At 53.1% G+C, this 15,558-nt stretch carries 9 protein-coding genes, 1 pseudogene and 2 CRISPR repeat arrays; of the genes and pseudogenes, 4 read left to right on the forward strand and 6 right to left on the reverse strand.

The annotated features are described in order from the left end of the window. Positions 1-993 carry a type I-B CRISPR-associated endonuclease Cas1b gene (gene cas1b / locus GYH26_RS07235; RefSeq protein ID WP_161541079.1) on the forward strand — a complete coding sequence of 331 codons (993 nt, stop codon included), beginning with the start codon at positions 1-3 and terminating at the stop codon, positions 991-993. A gap of 11 nt (positions 994-1,004) precedes the next feature. Here the strand turns inward: cas1b and cas2 are convergent, their stop codons facing one another. Continuing rightward, entirely contained in the window at positions 1,005-1,268 is a 264-nt protein-coding gene (cas2, locus tag GYH26_RS15660) for a CRISPR-associated endonuclease Cas2 (RefSeq protein WP_161541080.1), read from the reverse strand. A 50-nt stretch (positions 1,269-1,318) separates the two neighbouring features. Further along, on the reverse strand, positions 1,319-1,585 hold the full coding sequence (locus GYH26_RS07245; RefSeq protein WP_161541081.1) for a hypothetical protein: 267 nt from the start codon (positions 1,583-1,585) through the stop codon (positions 1,319-1,321). Positions 1,586-1,811: 226 nt separating this feature from the next. Continuing rightward, a CRISPR array of direct repeats spans positions 1,812-3,450; the repeat unit is 30 nt; unit sequence GTTTGTAGCCTACCTATGAGGGATTGAAAT. Positions 3,451-3,548: 98 nt separating this feature from the next. On the opposite strand from GYH26_RS07245, the pseudogene GYH26_RS07250 reads away from it, so the two are divergent. The 3 genes and pseudogenes from GYH26_RS07250 to GYH26_RS07260 form a co-directional block, all read left to right on the forward strand. Continuing rightward, positions 3,549-4,309 (forward strand): annotated as a pseudogene (locus GYH26_RS07250) (IS5 family transposase); the annotation flags it as partial. 14 nt (positions 4,310-4,323) lie between these two features. Then, positions 4,324-4,757: a CRISPR direct-repeat array (repeat unit 30 nt; unit sequence GTTTGTAGCCTACCTATGAGGGATTGAAAT). Between the two features lie 70 nt (positions 4,758-4,827). Continuing rightward, entirely contained in the window at positions 4,828-5,133 is a 306-nt protein-coding gene (locus GYH26_RS15665; RefSeq protein ID WP_197738555.1) for an IS1 family transposase, read from the forward strand. A gap of 364 nt (positions 5,134-5,497) precedes the next feature. Further along, the gene (locus GYH26_RS07260) at positions 5,498-5,749 is read left to right on the forward strand and encodes a hypothetical protein (RefSeq protein WP_161541082.1); all 252 of its coding nucleotides are present in this window, start codon (positions 5,498-5,500) and stop codon (positions 5,747-5,749) included. Between the two features lie 828 nt (positions 5,750-6,577). On the opposite strand, the gene GYH26_RS07265 is transcribed toward GYH26_RS07260, so the two are convergent. The 4 genes from GYH26_RS07265 to GYH26_RS07280 form a co-directional block, all read right to left on the reverse strand. Further along, on the reverse strand, positions 6,578-7,228 hold the full coding sequence (locus GYH26_RS07265; RefSeq protein WP_161541083.1) for a hypothetical protein: 651 nt from the start codon (positions 7,226-7,228) through the stop codon (positions 6,578-6,580). 257 nt (positions 7,229-7,485) lie between these two features. Then, a complete protein-coding gene (locus tag GYH26_RS07270; protein ID WP_242006636.1) occupies positions 7,486-8,379 on the reverse strand; it encodes a serine hydrolase in 894 nt (297 codons plus the stop codon). A gap of 24 nt (positions 8,380-8,403) precedes the next feature. Beyond that, complete coding sequence (locus tag GYH26_RS15225) at positions 8,404-13,674, reverse strand: T9SS type A sorting domain-containing protein (protein WP_161541084.1); 5,271 nt, start codon at positions 13,672-13,674, stop codon at positions 8,404-8,406. Between the two features lie 256 nt (positions 13,675-13,930). Further along, on the reverse strand, positions 13,931-15,553 hold the full coding sequence (locus GYH26_RS07280; protein ID WP_242006637.1) for a peptidoglycan recognition protein family protein: 1,623 nt from the start codon (positions 15,551-15,553) through the stop codon (positions 13,931-13,933). Positions 15,554-15,558 lie beyond the last annotated feature (5 nt).

A 15,558-nucleotide genomic window follows, 5' to 3' on the forward strand; every position in this document is an offset into this window, starting at 1 on the left:
ATGAGAAAGCGATTGTATGTGGTTTCCAGCGGGCGTCTTCGGCGGCGCCAGAATACACTGGTCCTGGTGGGTGAGCAGGGGAATCGATATTTTCCAATTGAGCAGATTGAGGAAATTCATGTTTTTGGTGAAGTAGACTTGAACAAGCGTCTACTTGAATTTCTTACCAGACAGCATATTCTTCTGCATTTCTACAACTACAGAGGCTATTATGTAGGCACGTATTACCCACGGGAGCATTACAACTCCGGATATATGATTCTTCGTCAGGCGGAGCACTATATGGATGAAGCTAAGCGGTTGGATTTGGCTCGACGTTTTGTAAAAGGGGCTCTGTTTAATTTGTACAAGGTGGTACGCTATTATCGTAATCGAGGTAAACCTCTTGAAGACATAGAGTTGTCGCTCGTCCAGCATCGCTCTCGTCTTGATGATATTCGAGATATCGCCGCTTTGATGCAGGCGGAAGGGCAAGCACGCAATGCCTATTATGCGGCATTTGACAAAATTCTGGAGAAACCGGATTTTGCCTTTGAACAGCGTTCACGTCGCCCTCCACGCAATCGAATTAACGCCCTTATCTCTTTTGGAAATTCTCTTCTTTATACAGCTGTCCTATCGGAAATTTATCGCACTCATTTGGATCCACGTATTGGTTTCTTACATGCTACAAATTTTCGTCGTTTTACCTTGAATCTTGACGTTGCTGAAGTTTTCAAGCCAGCTCTTGTTGATCGCGTCATCTTTACCCTTGTATCGAAAGATCAAATTAAGGCAAGCGATTTTAATGAAGAATTAAATGGTCTTTATCTCAATGATAGAGGGAGACGCGTGTTTTTGGAAGCATGGGAAAAGCGTCTGAAGAGCACGTTTTATCATCGAGGTTTGAAAAGAAACATTACATACCGTCGGGCTATTCGACTGGAATTATATAAACTGGAAAAACATTTTATGGATGAAAAAGCCTACATTCCTTTTCGTTTACGATGGTGAAAAACAGATCGTTAAACAATGTCCGATGGGGCGCCCTTGATGATTCCCAGTATTTCTTTGCGCAAATCATGTTCGGATCTTAAGGTGTAGAATAACACACTATCTTCATTTTTGTCAATTACTTTGAGAACTTCTTGCTTAAGGCGCTGATACTGCGTTTGGGTTAGTGCGCCTTCCATTACAGAATTTTGAACCCAGGTGAGATATTTTCGGCCAATCTGGAGCACTCTGGCTACACGCTTAACGCTAACGTCATATACCATAATTACGTACATAATGTATTTACCTGGTTGGCTTATAGTAGTTAAATTGAAGGACAGAGTAGTTATGCGACCAGGGCTACCTTTAGTGCTTTCAACTGCTTTGCAGCGAGATTCTCTCCTTCCCGCTGTTGCAACAACAGTAGAAAACACGCTGCCGAGCGGCGATGATCCTGCATGAGCTGTCCCTTCTCATTATTCCGCGTTGGTGGCAAATCGTTTGCCATGGTCAAAGCGTTTGTTCCGACAATCATAAATATGCCCATCGTAACTCTGAAATCGATATTGCTATTTTCTTTTCGCCCCAAAGGATCGGCATACACCTCCAACACCACTTCGACCCGAACTTGCCGCTTTCATTTTAGAACTCCGAGCACTGTCAATAGGGGGTAATGCTGCCAGAATTGGTGTCGTCGATGTAGAATAGCGTTGTAGCCTCCAGCGATCGACGACATAAAACGAAGTAAAAGACCCTTTCCGGGAAACAAAAAGGCCTGTTTTGTTCTATGATTGAATGGATCGGATCAGAAATGTTGCTGAAATACATAGTTTGCTTGGGTTTGTAGCCTACCTATGAGGGATTGAAATCAAAACCGATATCAAAGTTTTCACGGAGGTTGTTGGGTTTGTAGCCTACCTATGAGGGATTGAAATATCAGGAAGTTCGTCTACAATCTCATAGTTTCCGGATGTTTGTAGCCTACCTATGAGGGATTGAAATCGATTTCTCCGTTCACGTCAATGAGCATTGAATAAAAGTTTGTAGCCTACCTATGAGGGATTGAAATTCTGGATGGAAGGTGAGAAAGCCTATAAGCGGCTTCCGGTTTGTAGCCTACCTATGAGGGATTGAAATTCGCGTCGGTGCCGATGCGCCGAGCGCCGAGGTGCCGTTTGTAGCCTACCTATGAGGGATTGAAATAGCGCCAGGTTCGGATCGCAGTAGATCACGCCGCGCGCGTTTGTAGCCTACCTATGAGGGATTGAAATACGTGGCCGTCGAAGCCAAGCGCCAGGACGCGCCGGTCGTTTGTAGCCTACCTATGAGGGATTGAAATTGCGATGCACGCGACGGACGCACAGCAGGCGGATGCCCGTTTGTAGCCTACCTATGAGGGATTGAAATATCGTCTTTTCCGTGGAGGCGGACGCCGATCAGGCGAGTTTGTAGCCTACCTATGAGGGATTGAAATTCACGCCTTCGCCGCGTCATGGAGCCTCCTGCGCGCGGGTTTGTAGCCTACCTATGAGGGATTGAAATGACGCAGACGGCTCAGGCTCTTCGCCTTCCGCCTGGTTTGTAGCCTACCTATGAGGGATTGAAATAATGGTAGCCTTTCCGGAAAAGCCATACTCCGTCCACCCGGTTTGTAGCCTACCTATGAGGGATTGAAATTTCAACCTGGTGGTAATATCGGACGGTCTTAAGTAGAGTTTGTAGCCTACCTATGAGGGATTGAAATTGCGAAGCACGGCGGCAATGACGCCACTCGCCACATGTTTGTAGCCTACCTATGAGGGATTGAAATACGAAGGTCAGATGCGCCTCGTCGGCGCTCGAGAACGTTTGTAGCCTACCTATGAGGGATTGAAATTAGTAGAAGGAGAGCGGGCCGCTGGCCCCGCGCTTGAGTTTGTAGCCTACCTATGAGGGATTGAAATGCTACGGCCACATGGTTCGGCCCCACGAGCAGTTTACGTTTGTAGCCTACCTATGAGGGATTGAAATAGCGCAAACGGTCCGCGCGCCGCCGTGCGCGCGCAGGTTTGTAGCCTACCTATGAGGGATTGAAATACGCCTATGCCAGGGATGCTGGCTACGAGAGCTTTGGGTTTGTAGCCTACCTATGAGGGATTGAAATCGCTTGATCCGTTCGCGAATGCGCTTACGGGTAGCTTGTTTGTAGCCTACCTATGAGGGATTGAAATTGGAAGATAAAGGCGGCCACCAGCGAGCGTTTTTCGGGTTTGTAGCCTACCTATGAGGGATTGAAATCGTAGAAAACGTCCGTGTCGACGTCTTCCAGCGATTCGTTTGTAGCCTACCTATGAGGGATTGAAATCCGAGCCGGCCAGAGCGTGCCGTGCTCCAGCCGCTCAGTTTGTAGCCTACCTATGAGGGATTGAAATCCGGTCTTCGGATGGACCTGGCGGTAGCTCCGCCAGGTTTGTAGCCTACCTATGAGGGATTGAAATACATGTACCTGCGCGGAATATCGGTTACGGAGATCGTTTGTAGAACTTATCCGGAAAATAGGGATACTCTGTAATCGCCACGATAATCGGAGCGGCCTCATGAAACTCACCGACGCACAATGGGCACGCATCGAGCCCCTGATCGTCTCCCCTCCTAAACGCCCTGATCGACGCGGCCGTCCCCGACGCGCCGACCGCGAGATCCTCGAAGCGATCCTCTGGATACTCCAGACCGGCGCTCCCTGGGCCAAGCTCCCCGCCCACTTTCCGCCCAGGTCCACCTGCCACGATCGCTTCCAGGCATGGAACCGAAACGGCACCCTCCAACGCATTTTGCAGGTGTTGGCCGAAGAACTCCACCAACAGGGCAAGCTCAAGCTTTCGGAGTGCTTTATCGATGCCTGCTTTGTCGCTGCTAAAAAGGGGGGACGTGTGTGGGCAAGACAAAGCGAGGTAAAGGAAGCAAACTCATGGCGATAGCCGATGCCAATGGGATGCCGCTGGCGGTGCTGGTGGCCAGTGCTTCGCCACATGAGACCCGGTTGGTCGAAGCCACTCTGGCGGCTCGTTTTACCGAGGCCAGGCCAGTACGTTTGATTGGAGATCGGGCATATGACAGTGATCCGCTGGATAAGGCATTGGCGCAACAGGGTATAGAGATGATTGCCCCGCATCGGCGGAATCGGAAGCGGAAAAAGACGCAGGATGGGCGTAAGCTTCGTCGCTATCGACGCCGTTGGAAAGTAGAGCGGTTGTTTGCGTGGTTGGGGCATTTTCGCCGGATTGTGATGCGTCATGAGCGCTACGCGGAAAACTACCTGGGTTTTGTATTGCTCGGGTGCCTCATGATCTTCTTGAGAACCTTTTTCGGATGACTTCTAGCCTACCTATGAGGGATTGAAATACATGTACCTGCGCGGAATATCGGTTACGGAGATCGTTTGTAGCCTACCTATGAGGGATTGAAATCCGAGCACGCGGCCGCATTCCCAGCAGCGGATTTCGAGTTTGTAGCCTACCTATGAGGGATTGAAATATCTGACAATATCCAGCAGGCGTCCATACGTAAACCGTTTGTAGCCTACCTATGAGGGATTGAAATTCGTAGAAGACGTCCGCGTCGACGTCCTCCACCGACTCGTTTGTAGCCTACCTATGAGGGATTGAAATGACTGAGAAAACAGCTCTTGCGCCTGGGCCTCGAGATCGGTTTGTAGCCTACCTATGAGGGATTGAAATGAGCGGTATCGTGATGAGCTGGCCAGGGGTGCGCGGTTGGTTTGTAGCCTACCTATGAGGGATTGAAATCCGTGGCGATCTGAGCGATCGGTTGTCACTCTATGCAGTAGTGATTATAATTAGGGGCAGGAGGTGAACCATGGCTCGAAAAGCATCACCGGACAACCCACCCTGTCCCCGTTGTGGCGACAAGCACACGGTCCGCAACGGCCATAAAGACGGCCGCCCGCGCTGGGTATGTCGCGGCTGCGGCCGTTCCTTCGGTCTCACCCTGGGCACCCCGATGTATCGTCTGCGCACCCCACCGGCCGAAGTGGCCCGTGCCCTGCTCATCGTCATGCGGCGGGGGAGTTTGAGCGCCGCCGAGGAGATCACCGGCCACAAGTATGAGACCATTGGTCGCTGGCTGCGTCGGGCGGCACACCATGCGGAGGCCATCACCTAGGCCCTGGTGTGCGAGCTCCAGCTGAGCCAGCTGGAAGTAGACGTCTTCTGGTCGTTTGTTAAAAAAAGCGGGGCGCGCTTAGAAGTAGGACAAGCACGCCGGACGGGGTGGGCCCGCGCTGGGGATGCATAAGCCAGGACCGTGCCTGCCGCTTTGTGGTGGCCTGGGCTTTTGGACCGACCGAGGATGAACTGGCGCCGGAAGTGGTCCGTCTGAGCCGTGAGCGCACTCGGGGGCAGGCTGGTGTGTGTTGGGTTAGTGATGGCCGGAAAGCCTATGAGAAGGCCATTCGGCGAGCGTATTGTGACTCCACTATGTGCACGAGGAACACCTCAACGGAGTGTTGCGTGATCGGCGCAGCGCCTTGACGCGTAAAACGCATGCTTTTGCGAAGAAGCCGACAAGCTGGGATGCGCTGGTGTGGCTCTGTTTGTTCGATCACAACTGGATGCGCCTGCATCGGGTGTTGCGAGAGCGCGTTGCCGGCTTGCCGGGCGAGCGGCGCTATCGGCCAGGCACGTCAGCCAGGGCGATTGGCTTGGCTGAGCATGTTTGGAGTTGGGAAGAATTCCTGACCTTCAGACATTACCAAAAAGAGTGGCTACCAGGATTATAATCCGACCTTGTGTAAGTTAGAAAGTGAGTGACCGATCAATCCTTACACAAGGTAGGGCATTGCTCAGGTCTTGCCGTTTCAAAGCCGTGCGGAAGGTGGACGCTGGAGAATGATTGCGAGAGGTGGCGGGCCTGTCCGGGTTTCATGTTGCCTGGACGGGTTGATCGGCAAAGCCCGGATACATCATGTCCGGGCATGATGTAAAACGCGATGGTTTAGATGGCCGCAAGCGTGTGACAGGAAAGGTCGGAGCTTTTCCGTTATTGCTATACTAAACCCCCAACAAGACCAGCACGAAAGCTCAGAGCGCGGGTCTATTTTGAGTTGCGATAAATCCACTTATCAGAAGTAGAATACCAGCGGCGCTGCACCCGCTCCTCTCGTGGCTTTGGGCTGTTGCTGAGTGTGTGAGTATAGCAATAACGGAACCGCTGCCCGCATCAACTCCAGCTCGCTCCAACAACCACTCTCGAACCTGCACGAATCTCCGGGTGCTACAGGCCACACGCCGCGGTCGCCTTCCTGAAAAAATATATACGTCTGCCTCTATGGTCCGGAATGTAGTGGCGCCGTTCTTGTGTAAGGCTAAAAGCGTACCGGCATATCAGCCTTACACAAGGCGCTTCAATCTATTTGCATTGGCCTCCAGAGCCAACGTATTCGTTTCAGGCGGGTCGATTAGTCCAGTTTTCCACGCATAAACGGTCCACCTTCTAACCTTCAACGCTACCGTCGCTATTCAACTGCGGAAATTTTCTATCGACCTCGCGTAACAATGTCCTCTCTGAATTACTCAAACCGGCCTATACAAAAGCAAAAACACAGACTTTATTCGGACGAACCTTCCCGCTTCGTCAGTGCCGCACGTCCCACTGCTCGCACCTGCTCCACCTTTTCTGGATACAGCAGGCAATAGCCTCCCTCCAACAGCCCCCGATCGATCAGATCAATCAACATCCCCGCATGGGCGATCGGAATATGCATAAAGTCCACCACTTCACAACCAGCATCCAACATCAAGCCGTCCAGATCTTCTTTTGAAAAGACGATATAGAGCGACTGATCTCCCTGAATGTCGATACGTGCCAGAAGGGGCAACGCGATGCTCCCGCACAGGGCCTCACCGCGACGAACCCGGCGAAGCAACAGGCGCACGTCTTCCAACCGATAGAAATAATCAAAGCGATATCCCCTACCGTTCTCAACAAAATCTGCCTGCTCAAGAGGCACCTCCTGCATCTCGGCAATCAGAGGATGTATACCCTGCTCTACCAGATGCGCGAGAACCCGGGCGGGAGCGTTCCAGTCCACTACCAGCTCCTCACAACCGCTCTTGCGAAAATGTGCCGCAATCTCCTCAGCCGAGACAAACGGTCGTTCGGCTTTCACCAGTTCTACGTCTTCTTCCAGCAGCTCGCGAAGTACTTCAAGCTGCGAAGGCGTCGGCTTCCGCGGATCGGCCCAGAAGACACGTACCATCTCTACTGCTCCTATGGTCTGAGGTTTAACATGTACTGCCATCACACCGTTCAGATTAGTACCTAGTAGTGACAGCATTATGTCACCTCCTTCTTACCTCACATTCCCGGGCGTCTCCTCATACTGCTATATGCCGTTGTTGGTGGATGCCTTGTGTAAGAAGAGCACAGCAGACAGCATGTATTTTACACAAGGCAATGAAAGAAACTCGGAGCGATTCGATTACCAAATCAGGGCATCGACCACCATGCGACCCCTCATCGAACATGCAGCCGCTCGTAGACCAGACGCGCCGCCTCGGCCACGGCCAGATTTCCCACCTGATCAACCGACCAGCGCGGATCCTTTATATGATCCGTCATCACAGCAAAGGCGATTGTATCGCGTGGACTGAAGATCAAACCCACATCACAGCGGGCCGTGCTGATCGCTCCGGTCTTATGGGCCACCTGCAGCGTGTCTGCCTCCACCGGAAGCAACCGCGGCGCCATCTCCGTCCACTGCTGACGCTTTAAGATCTCAATCATCTCGCGCGAGGCCTCCGCTGAAACCACTCTGTCCCGTGCCATCGCTATCATCAGCTGCATCAGCTCGCGCGGCGTGCCCATCCCGATCCCATAGCGACGCGCCTCCGGTGTGTTCTTGCGCGTGCTGAAGCCAAACGGCTTGTTCAACATACGCGTGCGTTGCAGACCGAGCGACCGAAGCGTGGCGTTGACCGAATCCAGCCGCGCATCATGGTGCGGACCGAGCCGATCGAAAACAAGATTCGTGGCTGTGTTGTCACTCAGAATGATCATCAAAACGGCTGCATCCTGCAGCGAGAGCACACGGGGTACCGAAAGATGCTGCAGCACGCCGCTGCCCGGATAGATCCGCCCGGCCGTCAGCACCACCGTATCCTGCGGACTCAGATAGCCCTGCTCATACTGACGATAAAGCTCGACCAGAACGGCCAGTTTGATGACCGATGCAGTAGGAAACAGCGTGTCGGCCCGATAGAACACCGACGCGCCCGTCGTGAGGTTGTAGGCCGCCACGCCGAGCGTGAGCTCGTAGCGGTGTTCGATCCTGCCAAACGGTTCCGTCTGGAAGGCAAGCGCCCACGGCAGCAGCCCTGCCGCCAGCACCAGGAAAAGCCATCGCACCATTTGTAAAGAAAGAATCTATTATCGCTATTGCACCTTCACCATGGTTTTGGTAGTGCGAAATCCCTCACCTTCCAGCACCAGCAAATACAATCCGCTGGCCAGGTCGGAAGCATCCCAGCTCTGCGTATGCCAGCCCGCCGTCTGCTCTCCTTCAAAAAGACGGGCTACCTCACGTCCCAGTACATCGTAAAGTGTCAGACGAACCAATCCTGACCGAGGGATCCCTATGCGAATTTGCACCCGACCACCAAACGGATTCGGATAAACCTCCAGTCGCACCTGCTCCGGCAATTCGGCCTTTTCTACCGCGACCACCTGCTCCGGACGCGCCAGCAAAATCACTCCCCCGGCACTCTCCAGCGTGGCCTCCCAGAAGCCAGAAGCCGCTTCGACTTCAAGTGCCTCCCATGCGGTACCATCCCAGTAGAGGGCCTTTGGTCTGCCCTGATAGGCTCCACTCCAAAGCTGCATGCGGTAAGCAGACGTGGGTGCCACAGCCGTGGCCTGCGCCTGATCCCAGAAACTCCATCCAATGGCGGGGCCGATGGCCGTAAAGCCCGAGGGTAAGGCCGCCGGCAGCGAATCCACAACCGAAAGCAGCACCTCCGGCTGAAGCGCTGCGGCCAGTACCGATCGCGGTAGCTGCACACGGGCTACCACAACCCCATCCTCCGTAGCCTCGGCTTCCAGCACCTCCGGCACCTCGACGTCCGACGCTACCAGCACAAACGGCACCGACGCAAGAGTAATCGTATCGCCTTCTACCACTCCAACGAGGGCCATTTGACCAGGACCACTATAGCCCGAGAGACTGTCCGGCATGCGCCAGGCCACCGTAGCAACACCGTTCTCGTCAGGCATCACCGGGAGCCAGTAACGAGTTGTCGGGGTGCGTACCTCCACGGCAATCTGTTCGGGCCGTGCAACCCCATGAGCCCGCACCCGTACCTGAACCGATACCGTGTCGCTGGCGGTCAGGCTGCGGCGCGAAAGCGAGATCGCTCCCTCAAGGCCCGCCACATCCAACACGATCCGACGCGTGAATGCCTCGGCCTGCACCGTCAGCGTCGTGCTGCCCGGGTGTAGTCCCACCACCGAGGCCTGCCCGGGTCGTTCCGTTTCTGCAACTGCAGCAATCGTATCGCTCACCGACCATTGCACGTTCGTGGCAGGGAGGGTCAGCGTCGTGTCGCCATAGGTGGCAACAGCCTCGAGCGTCACGCTCAGACCCAGGCCTACGCGCACCGAGTCTCGCCGCTGACCCGCGAGCATCACAAATAGATCTGTCGCTTCCGGTAAACTCTGAAGCGTAGCTGAAGCAACTGCTTCTTCAGGACTTTCCACAACCAACTGCCAGCGATCCAGGGGCGAAACCTCTCCTGTCCAACGGCGCAAGACCGTCTCTTCGCCCAGCGAGTCCAACTGCAACAGCTCCAGGGCATACGTACCGCTGCCGCTGCCGTGCACGATCACCCGAAACGGTCCGATATCAGCCGGGAGCAAGATCGTCTCTTCCAGCGAATCACTGGCAGGCCAGTAACCAGCACCCGGAATTTCGTTGTAGAACTGTCCTGTAGCATCAGCACCCGTGCGGCGTCCCTGCGTATCGACCACCATCAAACGTACGGGCGAGTGTACGCGCACCGCAAGCGCCGGTGCTTTCAGCGAAAAAGCCTGTCGCACGGCCGCAATCCCAGGCCGCCCATAATTGCCCTTCGGATGAATGGCCGACATAACTTCCAGGCCCGTGAGAATCATGGCCGCTTTCAGAACCAGCCCCACCGCCGTCGAAAGCCGATCCACAGCCACAGCCGCGGGTGTCAGAGCCCCTGAGGTCGCTACGCTCAACCCGAGCATGGCCGCTTTTATGGCATCCATAGCCGCATTAGCCATCTCGTTCAGGCCAAGCAATCCCTCGCAGCGCCCCAGCAGCCGGGTGCGCTCCTGGCGCATTAGCTCCAGCCATCCGTTGCTGGCTCGACGGGCATGATAAAAACTCAGCGGATACGCTGAAAACTGACGCTGACGTGCCAGTTCGACCTCTTCTTGAAGCGTTGTGGCTACAACCGCACGCAGATCATCAAGCTGTCCCCGCAGAAGTATCTCCTTGATTGTGTCGCTAAGCGAGTTGAGTAGGCGATTCAAACCGCTTTGCTCCATTGCCTGGGAAAAGACAAATTCTCGAGAGAACTCATCCAGTTTGGTTTTCTTGGCCAGATCTGTCACCCTTTTGATCAGTTCAGCCAGCGGCTCAAAAATCCTCCCCCGCAAGAAATACATGGTATTGAACGATGCAAAATCTCCATTTATAATAGCGTGCCGCATGCCTTCCAGAAGGTCGTTGGAGCTTTTCTGGGCCCATGCTTGAATCCTTTCCAGAATGTTGACCAATCTTATCTTGATACCTTCAAGCGCCTCCAGCGTGCGTCCCAGCTGACGAATCTTAGGGTCCGAGGATTGCTTCCAGTCAGCCGGCAGTTTGCTTCGAATGCTCTGGCTGATTTTCTCAAGCAATTTTATCTTTTCAACAATCAGTTTAACCACTTCAAAGAGGATCCCCAACGAGCCTTCCCAGATGGCTGTTTTGCCACAATCTGCCAGGTCGTGTGCTCCCTGAAACAGATCGTATGTGGCAAAAACGGCCTGCTGCAACCGCCGTACGGCTTCCTCATCCAACGCCCCAGTACTGTCCTGACGGGCAATTTCTGACAGAAAGCCCACAATCTCTGGAATGACACGTAGATGCTGCAGCGAGTCCCGTACCGATTCCATGTCGAAGGTGATCTCGGGAATCCATCTTTGCAGCATCGGACCGACGGGCAACTCGGCCAGAAAGAGCAAGAGCGTATCGGGCACAGGGCCGCTTTCCGTAACAAAAACGCGCCCCTGGGTGCGGCTCCATTTCGGGAAGTTGTCGGGCCAGAACTCACGACGGCGCGCATAGACCTGATAGCTTCCCACCTCCGGTACACCCAGTTCGAAGTGGCCGTTGGCGTCGGTGCGCACGGTGCGGTCCGGTGGAAAATCGGGCTCCAGGCTGACCTCCACGTTGGCAAGCGGCAATAACCCGTCCCGGTCCGGGTCCTGCCGGAGCTTGGCGCCAGCATGGCGTTGCACGAGCTGCCCCTGAATAATCAAGTTGGAGACCTGGACCGTCGCGTCTTCCCACGTATCGCCAACGCGCACGCGGAATCGGAAGCCATAAGGCATCGACTTGCCCTCAAACCAGTTCTTGGATGGAGGAATCCAGAAGAAGCTATAGATACCAAAAGCGTTCGTTTGCTGTGGCTCGTTCAGTAGCAGAAGGGCGTCGGTAGAGGGGATTTCGTCATCGGCGAAAGGACCCTCCACAGTTAGCGGCGTATTAGCAAGGGGCTGGCCGTTCTGATAGACCTGTACGATAAATTCAAAAGGCCGTCGATCATTCAAAGAACCTGCCAGATCCTGCAGCCGCTGCACCGAAGGATTGGCCAGCAGACGAATGTCGATCAACGGTGGCGAGGTTGTGTCTTCCGGAGATAATTGAGAAGATTTCGAGGGAAAGTTGAATATTGTTGTTATAACATGCGGAGAATAAAACAATTCATTAAAATAGTTATGGAAAAACACTATGTCTCTATCATCGTAGCCATCAACAGCAAGCGAACCAGAAGGATTATTTTCACTTTTGTAGGTACCATTTAGGATAACAGGTTCTAATCCGTAAGTACCTATGACATTACAATCGCTGGGTTTAATGGTGCACTGAATAACGAATCCCGGATATCCTATAATTTTTTTGGTATAATTAAACTGGCCTAAAAAATAAGAATTTCTTAATGCATAAATAGGATGCAAAGTATCTGATAGAAAATTAGAATTATACCGCTCTCCCAATTCGAAAACAACCCTTGCATTTTGATTAAAGACAGCGTAATAATTTTCTGTTTCATCTGTCGCGTCTCCTATTACTGAAGTATAAAATATTTTAGTATTATCTTCTCTTTCATTTTCTTCTTCTTCTTCCTTTAGTTTTTCTTCTAGTTCTTCTAATATTTCATTTATATCGGGTCTCTTATTTTTTGTTTTTCCCTTGTATTCCCAAATTAACTTTCTAATATAGCTAAAACTAGAAGAAACACTCAGATTCACAAAACCATCATGGGCATAATTGGAAATTATGGATAAAGATCCTGTATTGCTATATAAAAAAGAATAAACCGCTGTATCAGGTCCCGCTATAGAAGGACTTGGGCATATGTTTGATACTATTGTATATCCACTACATATTTCTTGAACCGTAGGTCGATTACTCCAATCATCCCCCCAAGTATAAAAAGATCCCGACGTATCCTTAAAGATAGGTGTTAGAAAGACATTGTTTTTGAGAAAGTCACCATATACATAAAAGTTCAACTCCCTTCTAAAAAGCTCAACTCCTTCACGATAAAAAGCAGCCACGATTTTTCCTCGACTTTCATTTGGAGCCTCTGGCCTGGGAATAACAAGTAAACGCCATGCATTATCAAGATATCTTTCATAATCTCCCGTATGATAAGGAACACTATTTGTTGTAAAGGTGTCCACAGGATCAATTCTGAAATATTCTGAATCTTTGAAATATGAAACTTGCCATGTCACCAAACTGAAATCTTTTGTATCCATGGAAGGATTGATATGATACAAATAAAGTGGTCCCTCTACCCATACCTTGAAAATTCCGTCTCCCCAAGGCCAAAGGGAAAATCTTACAAGACCCGGTTCCAATCCGAAGATGAGATACCCTGAACCTCGTGCGATAGGCAACACTGTATTATCTCTTACCCCTCTGTTGATGAGATGCCATGAACCAGCCGATCTGTCTTCATATACAAGACCTCCTTCTGGAGACGTATAGTAGATATACCTTGTATGCACCAAGGTTGAACAGAACTGTTCCTCCTCTCTTTCCTCTCCACTCTTCAAACGCCAACGAACTGGAGGCTGCTTGCCAATAACCATATCCCTGCTCCAGTTGTCCGGAGTATCTGGTACCCGCAGGATAACCTGGAGCGATTTACTCCCATCCTCAACCATCTCTATGTATCGATAACCTACAACCTCTAATGGAGACCAATCAAAATCCTGCGGGATGTAAACCGTATCTACGGCTGAACTCGCGCGGTAGTCAAAGCGAAAAGCGAAGGTTTCCCCAGGAAAAACAACCTCAGGATAACATCCCGCGCGAACGGTTACCACGGTCGAGTCGTAAGTCTGGGCCCAGAGCAAGCGACCAAGTGCGGCCCAGAAAAACAAAACGGGCAGGCTGCGCCTCATGGCTCCATTGGTATTGAGATATAGCTCCGTAAGATTTTAACCCCTCTTTAGTAGGGCGTCAATCACCCGAATGGGTGATATTGTGTACAAAAGATGGCGGAGCAGTACGTAGGCCTACACAAAAATTGCGTCTCCTGCCTTCGTGAAAGCCTCCGATTTAGAGACCTGCTTCTTTGAGAAGAATCGTTCCGGGAATAGCAAACCTTGCCGAAATCAGAAATCAAATCATAAGCCCAGGCCCAACGGCTATGAGCATCTAAAGTCCTCCCACGTACACGACGGGGATCACCCGCACGAATTCCCGATTGCCGATCAGACTGGCACGGAAACGCACATAGTACATCCCGGTAGCCGCTCCCCGAAGGGCAAAGGAAACGCCATGCCAGCCCGAGGTGACATATCCCCGGATCAGACGACGCACCGGGCGCCCGAGCACGTCAAACAGGTCGGCCTCGACCCAGGCCGTGGTGCGCAGGTAGTAACGAAGGCGCGCTTCCTCAACGAAAGGTGACGGGAAGACCGCCACACGAAGCCAGTCGGCATAGTGCGGCAGTTGAACCGTGTCCTCCGCGAGAACGAATGGATAGCCCGTATCAGAGAAGACCACGAACTGGTAGACCAGCTGGGCCGATGTGGGAGCCGTCACGTCGGCAAATTCCCCGGACGCCAGTTCTGTTGTCTGGTAGATCGTATCCGCCCGCACCCCGGCCTGTCGCACAATCGCAAGTCGGCTGGCATTACGAAGGGTGACGACGTTCCAGCGCAGACGCACCACCCCATCGGCATCGACACTTACCTCCGCCACAAGCTCGGCCGGCTGTGTGGTGCCCCGCTTGAGCAGTTCGGCCACCTCTTCTCGGATGGCGGGTAGCAGCGCCATGTTATTGTCACCCGGACAGGCCGTCGAGGCCGAGGGCCATTCACGATGCCCGCGGATGTGCAGCGGATCGATGCCGTAGGTGTCGATCAGGTAGGCCAGCAGCAACACGAGCGAGTCGCGGGCCGCAGGCGTGAGCTGATCAATGCAATGCGAGCCCTCGGGCGGATGAAAACACCCCATGATGGCCACGCCGATATTGCCCGTGTTGTGTCCTCCAACGTGGGCTCCGATCACAAGCGGCGGGCCCTGATCGAACGGAATGCTCTCATCGGCAAAAGGGCGTCCCTGGTAAATGCGCCCCTCCAGATCGAGCAGAAAGTGATAGCCGATGTCGCTCCAGCCCCGCACGTCCTGATGAAACTGCTGAATGTTGCGCACCTCCTGAATTCCTTCCTCGTAGGTGCGCGGTGCAAATCCGGCCGTATGATGAAAGGTCTCGTAGTCGTAGTAGGGCTGCGGTGTCGGTGTGCCGACGAAAGGGCGAGCGCCCCACTCGCTTCGACGAATAAGGTGGGGCGCCCGAATATGACCGGATGGACGCCCGGGCACGATGTGCCACTTCAGGGCCCCTTGCAACGAGTCGTCAAGGTGATTAAAGGTGCCCGCCTCAATGATCTGTAACACGCCGGCCCCTTCGCCCTCGAAGCGAACGCGGAAAAACGGTGCATGCAACAGGCTATCGCTTCGATAGCCCGCCCAGAAAATGGCCGACCGTTGCTGCCGCAGGATTGTCAGTTCATGCCAGTCGTCGCGGTCGCCCAGCCGGATCCATCCCCGGAGCGTCGCGCCCGGCCTGGTCGTTCCCCGGAGTATGATCCCGGTAAATGGTCCAGGGAGCGTGTCACTACGAGCCTCCCAGACCGTGTGACCGCCTTCCTTTTTGAGAGCGGGCGTCTGAATCCTGACCGGGCGCTCGACCACATCGGAGCGCTGCTGCGCCCGTGCAACCGGCACCAGAACCAGCAACGCCAGCAACAGAAGTCGTCTTGGCATACGCATGGCCA

It is taken from the genome of Rhodothermus marinus (genome assembly GCF_009936275.1).
GTDB classification, from domain to species: Bacteria; Bacteroidota; Rhodothermia; order Rhodothermales; family Rhodothermaceae; genus Rhodothermus; species Rhodothermus marinus_A.

Bases quoted from the DNA above. Each gene is read 5' to 3' on its own strand.
- GYH26_RS15225 (WP_161541084.1), bottom strand. From the start codon at position 13,674: ATGAGGCGCAGCCTGCCCGTTTTGTTTTTCTGGGCCGCACTTGGTCGC.
- GYH26_RS07270 (WP_242006636.1), bottom strand. From the start codon at position 8,379: ATGGTGCGATGGCTTTTCCTGGTGCTGGCGGCAGGGCTGCTGCCGTGG.
- GYH26_RS07280 (WP_242006637.1), bottom strand. From the start codon at position 15,553: ATGCGTATGCCAAGACGACTTCTGTTGCTGGCGTTGCTGGTTCTGGTG.
- GYH26_RS15665 (WP_197738555.1), top strand. From the start codon at position 4,828: ATGGCTCGAAAAGCATCACCGGACAACCCACCCTGTCCCCGTTGTGGC.
- GYH26_RS07265 (WP_161541083.1), bottom strand. From the start codon at position 7,228: ATGGTACGTGTCTTCTGGGCCGATCCGCGGAAGCCGACGCCTTCGCAG.
- cas2 (WP_161541080.1), bottom strand. From the start codon at position 1,268: ATGTACGTAATTATGGTATATGACGTTAGCGTTAAGCGTGTAGCCAGA.
- cas1b (WP_161541079.1), top strand. From the start codon at position 1: ATGAGAAAGCGATTGTATGTGGTTTCCAGCGGGCGTCTTCGGCGGCGC.